Origin of the sequence: Desulfovibrio sp. DV, from assembly GCF_001936595.1 — a bacterium.
Taxonomy (GTDB): domain Bacteria; phylum Desulfobacterota; class Desulfovibrionia; order Desulfovibrionales; family Desulfovibrionaceae; genus Solidesulfovibrio.
Map to the genome: position 1 here is coordinate 1 of NZ_MLBG01000146.1, position 9,988 is coordinate 9,988.

Consider the following 9,988-nt stretch of genomic DNA (forward strand, 5'->3'; position numbering starts at 1 on the left):
AAGGGGTTTCCTCCCCCCGCATTCTCCCCCACACAACCGGAGGTCGCTGTGAGACGCAATATCTATCTGCGCACGATTCCTATTGAAGAAGCGCTGTCGCGGGTGATGGCCGAGCTTGACCGGGAGAAGCTGGTGGGCGTGGAGCGCATCGGCTCCGAGCGGTCCGCCGGCCGCGTCACGGCCGAGCCGGTCATGGCCCTGTATTCCTCGCCCACCTACCACAGCGCGGCCATGGACGGCATTGCCGTGCGGGCGGCCGAGACCTTTGCCGCCCGGGAAGGGTCGCCGGTGCGGCTGGTTGCGGGCGAGGGGTTCGTCTTCGTCAATACCGGCCATGCCATGCCGGCGACGTACGACGCCGTGGTCATGATCGAAAACGTGGTCATGGACGGCGAGGTGGCCACCATCGAGGCTCCGGTGGCCCCGTTTGCCCATGTGCGGCGGATTGGCGAGGACATCGTGGCCACGGAGATGATCCTGCCGCGCCATCGCCGCATCTCGCCCTACGATGTGGGGGCGCTTCTGTCGTGCGGCGCGTATGACATTTCGGTTTACGAACGCATCCGCATCCGGGTCATTCCCACCGGCGACGAGGTCATGGATTTCACCACCCACCCTGCCCCCGGGCCGGGACAGGTGGTGGAGAGCAATTCCATGCTCTTGTGCGCCCTGGCTGAGGAATGGGGCTTTGCCTGCCACCGGGTGCCGCCGGTGCCGGATGACCCCGAGGCCCTGGCCCAGGCGGTCAAAGAGGGCCTGGAATCGGACGCCCACATCGTGGTCACGGTGGCCGGGTCTTCGGCCGGCAGCAAGGATTTCGCCCGGGCCACCATGGAGCGTTTCGGCCAGGTGCTGGTGCACGGCGTGGCAGCCATGCCGGGCAAGCCGTCGCTTCTGGGCGTGGCCGAGGGCGGCAAGCTGCTGGTGGGCGCGCCGGGCTATCCGGTCAGCGCGGTGGTGTGTTTCGAGCGGCTGCTCTATCCCCTGGCCTGCTGGCTGACGCGCAGCGAGCCGCGCCGCCGCCAGATGGTGACGGCGTCTTTGGCCCGAAGCGTCCCGTCGCGCCTGGGCATGGTGGATTTCGTGCGTCTGGCCGTGGGCCAGGTGGGCAACCGCTATGTGGCCCTGCCCCTGTCGCGGGGGGCGGGCAGCATCTCCACCATGACCAAGGCCCAGGCCGTGACCCAGCTGCCGGCCGATGCCGAAGGCCTGGAGGCCGGGGCCGAGGTTGCGGCCGAGTTGCTCGTGGATGCCGGCGAACTGGAGCGGACCCTGGTGTGCGTGGGCAGCCATGACAACACGCTGGACATCCTGGCCGATCTGCTCATGCGCCGGCTGCCGTCGATCCGGCTGGCTTCGAGCCATGTCGGCAGCATGGGCGGGCTTATCGCCCTTCGCAACGACGCGGCCATGATTGCCGGCTCCCATCTCTTTGACCCGGCCACCGGCGATTACAATTTCCCGTTTCTCACCAAGTACCTGTCCGGCCTGGACGTCACCGTCATCAATCTGGCCATCCGCCAGCAGGGCCTGATCGTGGCCCCGGGCAATCCGCTCGGCATCGCCGGGGTGGCCGATCTGGCCGACGGCGCGGTGCGCTATTTAAATCGCCAGCGCGGGGCCGGCACCCGGATACTGTTCGACTACCATCTGGGCCAGGCCGGCATCGATCCGGGCCAGGTGTCGGGCTACGGCCGCGAGGAGCACACCCATATGGCCGTCGCCGTCAACATCCGCACCGGCGCGGCCGACTGCGGCCTGGGCGTCTATGCCGCGGCCAAGGCCCTGGGCCTGGATTTCGTGCCGCTGGCCCGGGAACGCTACGATCTGGTGGTGCCCACGGCCTATCTTGACGATGCCAAAATCCGGGCGGTGTTCGAGGTGGTGGCCGGCGAGGCCTTCAAGGCCCGGGTGCAGGAACTTGGCGGCTATGAAACAGACTGGACCGGCCGGGTGATGCAGCCGGATATGGGGTTGCCGGGCGGGAAATAACGTCTGGCCGGGGCGAATCTGTCAAGGGTGTCATTGGATCTGTGGGGTATGAAGCGATGAGGAATGCATGGACTGGAAACTGTTAGCAACGACGTTTGCCACGATTTTCGTGGCCGAGCTTGGCGACAAGACGCAGCTGGCCTGCATATTGACCGCAGCCGACTCCAGGAACCCCTGGGTGGTGTTTGCCGGGGCCTCGCTGGCCCTGGTGGCCACGTCGCTTCTGGGCGTTGTCTTCGCCCAGTTCATCTGCAATTTCGTGTCGCCGGACATCATCAAGAAGGTCGCTGCCGTGGCTTTCGTGGTCATGGGCGTGCTGATCTATTTCGACAAACTCTAGGAGCCTCCATGGCCGGCGAGCGGCTTTCCTTTGATCTGCGCCAGATGTGCTGAGGCCTTGGGCTGGAGATAGGCTGGTATCTCCGACTTTCCCGGGCCGGCGAGCTGGAATTCCTGGTGGCCCCCAAGGCCCGGCCGGTGCTTGAGGACCAGTTGGCCACGGTTTCGGGCTGGCGGCTCACCGTGGCCGAACAGGACGGGTATCTGCGCGCCGTCTATTGTCGTGCATTCCCCAGCGGTTGAGCCGCCTGCGGCTGGCCCGGCGCTCCCCTCGGGCGCTGGACAATTTCTCGGATTTGGTATTGAGCATAAGGATGAAAGTCCCTCTGCGAGCGCTCTGGGCCCGGCTGACCGGCCTGTCCATCACCTCGATGCTGGTCGGCATAGTGCTCCTGGCGGCCCTGCCGGCCATGACGGCCATCATCTGGACCGGCTTCGACGCCCGCAGCCGGGCCGAGGCAGAGGCCGCCTACCAGCTCTCCATCGTCTCCCACAGCCTGGCCGTGGCCCAGCGGACCATCACCGGGCAGGCCATAAACCTGCTCCACAGCCTGGCCGCCGCCGACCCGGTCAGGAGCCGGGACATGCCGGCGGCAAGCGTCCTTTTTGCCTCCATCCTGCGCGAGCGTTCCGAACTGTCCAATCTGTTTGTGACCGATGCCTCCGGCCGGGTCATGGCCTCGGGCCTGCCGTCGTTTATGGGCGTGGACCTGTCCGACAGAAAATACTTCCGGGATGTGGTCGAGGCCAACGCCGCGAGTGTGGGTGATTTCATTCTGGGCCGCACCACCGGCAAACCGGTCATGGTCTTTGCCGTGCCCCTGCACGGGGCCGACGGCAGTCTGGCCGGTGTTCTTGGCCTGTCCTATTTCCTTGACGGCTACGAGAACCTGCTGGAAGGACTGGAGATGCCCCGCCATGCCCGGGTCACCCTGCTCGACCACAGCGGGCGGCGCATGGTCGCCTATCCGGCCAGCCCCGGCTATCCCCTGGGCCAACCGGCCTATCCGCCGGCCTGGGCCAGGATGCGCGACAGTGCGGTGGATGAAGGTGTTTTCGTCGGGCCTCGGCCGACCGGCGAGGCGGCCCTGTTCAGCTTTATCCGCCTGCGCCTGACACCCGACCGGCCGCCCTACCTGACCATCGTGATCACCAGCGCCCTGTCCGAGGCCTATGCCAACGCCAACGCCTTGCTCTATCGGGGGTTGGCCCTGGCCGGCCTGGCCACGGTGCTGGCCCTGGCTATTGCCCGGCTGGCCGGACAGGCCGCCATCGGACGCGGCCTCGCCACCCTGGGCGCAGCAGCAGCCCGGCTGGCCGGCGGCGATCTGGCGGCCAGGGTCGAATCCTCCCTCGGAGCCCTGGAACTGCAGCAGCTTGGCCGCAATTTCAACGCCATGGCCGACACCATCGAGACCAGGGAGCGGCAACTGGCCGAGGCAGCCAAGGCCCTGGGCAAGGTGCGCAACCAGTTAAACAACATCCTCGAATCCATGCCCTCGGCCATCATCGGCCTGGACGCCGCCGGCCGCGTCACCCACATAAACGCCCAGGCCGTGGCCCTGTTCGGCCTCACCCGCGAAAACGTGGTCGGCAGTGATGCCGCACGCTCCGTCCCCTTTCTCGCCGAGCATATGCCCACCATGGAAGCCGCCCTGCGGGAGCGGCGCAGCATGGTGCTCGAAGGGATGCCCCTGCGCCAGGACGGCGACACCCACCTGATGAACATGCTGTTTTATCCGCTGGTGGCCAACGGCGTCGAAGGCGTGGTCATCCGCGTGGACGACGTCACCGAGCGCGAACGCCTGCGTGAGCTCATGATCCAGACCGAAAAGATGATGAGCGTCGGCGGGCTGGCCGCCGGCATGGCCCACGAGATCAACAATCCGCTTGGCAGCATCCTCCAGGCCGCCCAGGTGGTGGAGATGCAGCTTGATCCGGCCGTGCCGGCCAATCAGGCCGCCGCTGCCCAGGCCGGGGTCACGGTCGAGGCCGTGCGCGCCTATCTGGAGGCCCGCAAGGTGCTCAAGTTCATTGCCGGCATTCGTGAGGCCGGGGTGCGCGCTGCCGGCATTGTCTCCAGTATGCTGGAGTTTTCCCGGCAAAGCGATTCGCGCCGCGCCCCGGTCGATGCCCGGATCATGGCCAACAAGAGCCTGGCCTTGGCTGAAAGCGACTACGACCTGAAAAAGAAATACGATTTCAGGCATATAACGGTCATCCGCAACTACCCGGACAGCCCGGTCGAGGTCGTCTGCGCAGCCACCGAAATCGAGCAGGTGCTGCTCAATCTCCTCAAGAACGCCGCCCATGCCCTGGCTGTGGTGGCCGATCCCACCCGCAAGCCGACCATCACCGTGGGCATCCGCGCCCAGCCCGAAGCCGTGGTAATCACCGTGGCCGACAACGGCCCCGGCATGGACGAGGCGGTGCGGGCCAGGATCTTTGAGCCGTTTTACACCACCAAGCCGCCGGGTGAAGGCACCGGCCTTGGCCTGTCGGTGTCCTATTTCATTATCGTCAACAACCACGGCGGCACCATCCGCATGGATTCCGCCCTGGGCCAGGGAGCCGTCTGCACCATCACCCTGCCCCGCCGGGAGAACGCATGAGCGCTGCCCCTCCGGTCGTCCTGGTCCTTGACGATGAAGAGTTGCTGCGCGAAAGCCTGGCTCTTTTTCTGGAAAACTTCGGCTTCATCGTATTCCAGGCCACCAGCGCCGAAAACGCCCTGGCCCTGCTGTCCGGCCTGCCCTGTCAGGCTGTTGTGGTGGACATCCGCCTGCCCGGCATGTCCGGCCTGCAATTTATTGAGAAGGCCCACAGCCTGTGGCCCCAGCTCAAATTTCTCATCTACACCGGCTCGCCCGGGGTCTTCCTCAGCCCCGAGGTCCTGGCCGCCGGCGTCACGCCAGACAACCTCTTTACCAAACCGGCCACAGATCTCTCACACCTGGCCCGGGCCCTGCGCCGCCTGCTCACTGCCCCATGAGGCCGTATCGTATGGACCAGACGAATCCCGCCACCATCCTGACCATGGATGACGCCGAGATCCTGCGTGAAGCCATGGCCATGTATCTGGAGAGCCACGGCTACCGGGTGCTCCAGGCGCAAAACGGCCGGGAAGGGCTGGAATTGTTTGCTGCCAATCACCCTGATCTGGTGCTTATCGACCTGCGGATGCCGGTTCTAAACGGCATGGAGGTTCTGGCCAGATTGCGCGAACTGGCCCCGGATACCCCGACCATCGTCGTCTCGGGCACCGGCCTTTTGCAGGACGCCCTGCAGGCCATCCGGCTGGGGGCCTGGGATTTTATCACCAAACCCCTGCCCGACATGGCAGTCCTGCTCCATGCCGTCCGAAAGGCCCTGGAACGCGCCCGGCTGATCGCTGAAAACACCCGCTACCAGCAGGGGCTCGAGGAGGAGATCAACCGGCGTACCAGGGATCTGGAAACGGCCAGGACACGGCTTGAGGAACAAAACCTGTTTCTCAAGACCCTGATCGAATCCATTCCCAACCCGGTTTTTTACAAGGACACCGAAGGCCGGCTCCTGGGCGTCAACGAGAGTTTTTGCCGGCTGGTGGGGCGAAGCCGCGACGAACTGGCCGGGCACAGGCCCGAGGAGGTCTTCCCTGAGGATCAGGCCGGCCTGTTCGGTTCCATCGACCTCAAGACCCTGGCCGGGCAGGCCGTCGCCCGCTATGAAACCGCCTTTGTCGATTCCGCCGGCCAGCCCCGGCATCTGGTTGTCGGCAAGTCAGCCTATACCGATTCCGCCGGCCACCCGGCCGGACTGGTCGGCGTCATAAGCGACCTGACCGCCCACAAACGGCTGGAAGACCGGCTGCGCCAAAGCGAGGCCCGCTACCGCCTGCTCGTCGACACCCTGCCCGCCGGCATCGTCGAGCTGGACAAAAACGGCATGTTCCGCTTCGCCAACCCCTCCTTCGACGCCATCTTCGGCTCCAGCCCGCGCCAGCTCCTGGGCACCAACGTCAGCGGACTGGCTGCCGACGAGCTTGGCAAAAGCCGTATCCGCGACCTGCTGCGCCCGCAGGAACCCGGGGGCCAGGGCAAAGGGGCCTGCAACATCAAGAGCCGGACCCGGGACGGGCGCCTTCTGGACGTGCGCATTGACTGGAGCGAAACCCGGGAAGCCGATGCAACCGGTGCTGCGGCCCCGGAGCGGACCGGCTTTATCGCCGCCATAACCGACATCACCGACCTGGAGCGGGCCAGGGACGTGGTGCAGCGTTCCCTGGACGAGAAACAGGTGCTGCTGGCTGAAATCCACCACCGGGTCAAAAACAATCTGCAAATTATTCTGGGGTTTATCAACATCCAGGCCGAGGAAGCGGCCAGCGACGACGAACGCGAACGCTTCGCCCGCCTGGAGACGCGCATCCGCTCCATGGCCCTTATTCACCAGCAACTCTACAAGCACGGCGACCACTCCACCATCGACATGGCCGAATACGCCCAGACCCTGACCCAGTCCCTGGCCTCCATCTTCCGCCACGCCATGGCCAACGTCGCCGTCACCTGCGACTGCCAGGCCTTCCATCTCCATCTCGACAAGGCCGTGCCCTGCGGCCTGCTCATAAACGAACTCATCACCAATGCCTGCAAGCATGCCTTCATACCGGGCCAGCCCGGCCGGCTCGCCATGTACATGCGCCTGACAGACGGTCAGGCCACCATCAGCGTGGCCGACTCCGGTCGGGGGCTGCCCCCCGACTTCGACCTGGACGCGGCCCAGTCCATGGGCATGACGCTCATCAAGGAACTGAGCCGCCAGTTACACGGCGAAATCAGTTTCACCACGGCCAAGGGCCTGCGCGTGGAAATCCGCTTCGCCAGCGCCTGACCATGCCTTGGCCGGCTGCCTGGACCTCCCCCTACCCGGCCAGCCCGGCCTCGATGCGCGCTATGGCCGACAGCAGGGCCTCATGGGCCTCGTCAAAGCGCAGCCCCAGTCCGGCCGGCCGGCGCGTCCCCCAGGCCTGCCGCCACAGCACCCGCACCCTGACCGGCCGCGGATCGATATCGTCAAAAATAAGCCACCCCTGTTCGCCTCGCTCCCAGGGCGACACCGTGAACACGAAACAGCCCGCCAGGGAAATATTGAGCGTCATGCTGGCCTCGACCCCGGCCGCGGAATCGGTGAAATCCCGGGAGAGCAGCACCGGCAAGGTGACCCGGCTGCGCGCGGCCATCCGCAGGGTCGGCGGGGAAAACTCCCGGCATTGCATGATAAAGGCTTCTATCCCCTGCCGGCCGGACAGCGCGGCGTGGTCGCCAAGCACGTAGAACAGGTCGGCGTCGGCGTCGTATATCACATGCAGGGCCGGATAGCGCTCGCACAACCCCCGCAAAAAGACCGGATCGTAGCGGTCGTCAGCCAGCAGGGTCGTCTCATCAAAGATGATGCCGCTGAAATCGCCGGCTTTGAGCGCCGCAAAAACCTCTCCCGGGTCCGCCGCCACCTGCGCCCGTGCGCCGCATTCCCCCAACAGCGGCAGATACCGCTCCTGTGCCACCCCCACCTGCGCCACCAGCAATACGTCCATGCCGTCTCCCTCTGTCAGACCCCGGTTTTTGCCTTTCAATACCCCATCCCCGGCCGCCCGACAACGGCTGTGCCGATTTTACACCCAGCCCTGCCTTTCCCCCGGCCCGGCGACGTGCTAGGCTGCTCCATCGCATCCACCCGCATAACGGGAGGCCCTATGACCCCGGAATGGACCAGACACGACGACAGCACCCACTACATCAATCTCGGCAAAGCCCTGCTCGTGGCCGTCGTCCATGAAAAGATGGGCGCGCCGGGCTGGAAGATCACCGTGGGCAAGCGTTCGCTCAAAGACAAGATCCCCACCCTCGAGGACGCCAAACGCGTGGCCATCGCCTTTGCCCAGCGCGTACTCAAGGACGTCATTACCGACCTCGACGCCATTGCCCCGGCCGCGCCGCCCGCCGCCGCCCCCAAGGAGCCGTCATGATCGACCGCGATGCCGCCCTGGCCCTGGTCAAAGCCCAGAACCCCAACCCGGGCCTGCTCGCCCACGGCCGCCAGACCGAGGCCGTCATGCGCGCCCTGGCCGCCCGCCTGGGCCACGATCCCGAACTGTGGGGCCTAACCGGCCTCCTCCACGACCTGGACTACCCGGCCACTGCCGCCACCCCCGAACAGCACGGCCTGGCCCTTCGCAGCCTCCTCCCCGAGGGTGCCCTGCCGGCCGTCGCCCTGGACGCCATCGCCGCCCACAACGACGAATACACCGGCCACGCCCCGGCCACCGCCTTCGACTACGCGCTTCGCGCCGCCGAATCCGTCACCGGCATCATAAGCGCCGCCGCCCTGGTGCGGCCCGACAAGATGCAGGGCATGGCCGCCAAGAGCATCAAAAAGAAAATGAAGGACAAGGCCTTTGCCGCCAATGTCCGCCGGGCCAATATCCTCGAATGCGATAAGGCCGGCCTGCCCCTGGACGAATTCCTCACCCTGGCCATTGCCGCCATCGCCAGCGTGGCCGCCGAAACCGGCCTGGCCTAGCCCCCTCTTCCCCACATGGCCCGGACCGTTCTGCTCGGCGCACTGGCAGCGCTTTTTTTCAGTTCGACCTTCATCCTCAACCGGGCCATGAGCCTGGAGGGCGGCCACTGGCTCTGGGCCGCCAGCCTGCGCTACGCCTTCATGTTGCCGATCCTGCTCCTGTGGACGCTTGCCACCGGCGGCCCCAAGGCCGTTACCGACGCCCTGCGCCTGTTCCTGCGAAACCCCCTTTTCTGGACCCTGGCCGGCACCATCGGCTTCGGCGTCTTCTATGCCGGCGTGACCCTGGCCGCCGCCTACTCCCCCGGCTGGGTCACCGCCACCACCTGGCAGGCCACCATCCTGGCCACCCCGCTGGTCCTCGCCCTGCTCGGCCGCCGCGTGCCCACCAACGGACTCGTCTTCACCGCCGCCATCTTCGCCGGCATCGTCCTCGTCAACTACGAACAAGCCCAAACCGCTGCCGCCGTCGGCAGCCTCTGGGGCGTGGCCGCCGTCCTCGTCGCCGCCATCGCCTATCCGCTCGGCAACCAGCTCGTCTGGGAAGCCCGGCACGGCGGCAAAGGGCGTATCCCGCGCATCGACCAGCCCTGCCTCGACGCCGGACGCACTCCCACCCTGCTCCTGACCATCGGCTCCATCCCCTTCTGGCTCCTCCTCATCGCCATCATCCAGCCGCCGCCGCCAAGCCAAGGCCAGATCACCCAGACCGCCCTGGTGGCGCTCCTTTCCGGCGTCATCGCCACCACGCTCTTCCTGCGCGCCCGCAGCCGGGCCAAAAACGCCTACGAACTGGCCGCCACCGATGCCACCCAGGCCCTGGAAGTCGTCTTCTGCCTCCTCGGCGAAACCCTGCTCCTGGCCGCCCCCTGGCCCGGCCCCCTGGGACTCGCCGGCATCACCCTCGCCGTCGTCGGCCTCGTTCTCTACGTCTGCCGGCAGGTGTAGGCGAGCCGAGGCCAAGCGGCAGGGCGCTGCCCTGTGCGACCCGGCAGGGCGCTGCCCTGCACCCGCCAGGGCGTTGCCCTGGACCCACCAGGGCGTTGCCCTGGACCCACCAGGGCGCTGCCCTGGACCCGCCGGGGGGGTCACCCCC

The 9,988-nt window shown here is 66.5% G+C and carries 10 protein-coding genes; 9 read left to right on the forward strand and 1 reads right to left on the reverse strand.

What is annotated here, in order from left to right; translation table 11 throughout:
• Positions 1–48: 48 nt before the first annotated feature.
• The 6 genes from DVDV_RS20380 (at position 49) to DVDV_RS23025 (ending at position 7,203) form a co-directional block, all read left to right on the forward strand.
• Complete coding sequence (locus DVDV_RS20380; protein ID WP_075356415.1) at positions 49–1,992, forward strand: molybdopterin biosynthesis protein; 1,944 nt, start codon at positions 49–51, stop codon at positions 1,990–1,992.
• Positions 1,993–2,059: 67 nt separating this feature from the next.
• Positions 2,060–2,332 carry a TMEM165/GDT1 family protein gene (locus DVDV_RS20385; RefSeq protein WP_075356416.1) on the forward strand — a complete coding sequence of 91 codons (273 nt, stop codon included), beginning with the start codon at positions 2,060–2,062 and terminating at the stop codon, positions 2,330–2,332.
• Positions 2,333–2,448: 116 nt separating this feature from the next.
• A complete protein-coding gene (locus DVDV_RS23835; protein WP_303046340.1) occupies positions 2,449–2,574 on the forward strand; it encodes a hypothetical protein in 126 nt (41 codons plus the stop codon).
• A 71-nt stretch (positions 2,575–2,645) separates the two neighbouring features.
• Positions 2,646–4,943, forward strand: a complete 2,298-nt coding sequence (locus tag DVDV_RS20395; protein ID WP_075356418.1) for an ATP-binding protein — start codon at positions 2,646–2,648, stop codon at positions 4,941–4,943.
• Positions 4,940–5,323, forward strand: a complete 384-nt coding sequence (locus DVDV_RS20400) for a response regulator (RefSeq protein WP_075356419.1) — start codon at positions 4,940–4,942, stop codon at positions 5,321–5,323. The genes DVDV_RS20395 and DVDV_RS20400 overlap by 4 nt, the downstream gene beginning before the upstream one ends.
• Positions 5,324–5,334: 11 nt before the next feature.
• A complete protein-coding gene (locus tag DVDV_RS23025; protein WP_083634851.1) occupies positions 5,335–7,203 on the forward strand; it encodes a PAS domain S-box protein in 1,869 nt (622 codons plus the stop codon).
• Between the two features lie 31 nt (positions 7,204–7,234).
• Here DVDV_RS23025 and DVDV_RS20415 read toward each other — a convergent pair whose 3' ends face one another.
• The gene (locus tag DVDV_RS20415) at positions 7,235–7,906 is read right to left on the reverse strand and encodes a PilZ domain-containing protein (protein WP_075356420.1); all 672 of its coding nucleotides are present in this window, start codon (positions 7,904–7,906) and stop codon (positions 7,235–7,237) included.
• A 159-nt stretch (positions 7,907–8,065) separates the two neighbouring features.
• Here DVDV_RS20415 and DVDV_RS20420 point away from each other — a divergent pair, with 159 nt between their 5' ends.
• From DVDV_RS20420 to DVDV_RS20430, 3 genes are read left to right on the forward strand one after another with little or no spacing between them, the layout of a single operon-like run.
• Complete coding sequence (locus tag DVDV_RS20420; protein WP_075356421.1) at positions 8,066–8,338, forward strand: hypothetical protein; 273 nt, start codon at positions 8,066–8,068, stop codon at positions 8,336–8,338.
• Positions 8,335–8,892, forward strand: coding sequence for an HD domain-containing protein (locus DVDV_RS20425; protein ID WP_075356422.1), 558 nt, complete (start codon positions 8,335–8,337; stop codon positions 8,890–8,892). Before DVDV_RS20420 ends, DVDV_RS20425 begins: the two co-directional genes overlap by 4 nt.
• Before the next feature lie 15 nt (positions 8,893–8,907).
• Positions 8,908–9,840: a multidrug resistance efflux transporter family protein gene (locus DVDV_RS20430; protein WP_075356423.1), complete on the forward strand. Its 933-nt coding sequence runs from the start codon at positions 8,908–8,910 to the stop codon at positions 9,838–9,840.
• Positions 9,841–9,988 lie beyond the last annotated feature (148 nt).

Bases quoted from the DNA above. Each gene is read 5' to 3' on its own strand.
- DVDV_RS20385 (WP_075356416.1), top strand. From the start codon at position 2,060: ATGGACTGGAAACTGTTAGCAACGACGTTTGCCACGATTTTCGTGGCC.
- DVDV_RS20395 (WP_075356418.1), top strand. From the start codon at position 2,646: ATGAAAGTCCCTCTGCGAGCGCTCTGGGCCCGGCTGACCGGCCTGTCC.
- DVDV_RS20400 (WP_075356419.1), top strand. From the start codon at position 4,940: ATGAGCGCTGCCCCTCCGGTCGTCCTGGTCCTTGACGATGAAGAGTTG.
- DVDV_RS23025 (WP_083634851.1), top strand. From the start codon at position 5,335: ATGGACCAGACGAATCCCGCCACCATCCTGACCATGGATGACGCCGAG.
- DVDV_RS20415 (WP_075356420.1), bottom strand. From the start codon at position 7,906: ATGGACGTATTGCTGGTGGCGCAGGTGGGGGTGGCACAGGAGCGGTAT.
- DVDV_RS20420 (WP_075356421.1), top strand. From the start codon at position 8,066: ATGACCCCGGAATGGACCAGACACGACGACAGCACCCACTACATCAAT.
- DVDV_RS20425 (WP_075356422.1), top strand. From the start codon at position 8,335: ATGATCGACCGCGATGCCGCCCTGGCCCTGGTCAAAGCCCAGAACCCC.
- DVDV_RS20430 (WP_075356423.1), top strand. From the start codon at position 8,908: ATGGCCCGGACCGTTCTGCTCGGCGCACTGGCAGCGCTTTTTTTCAGT.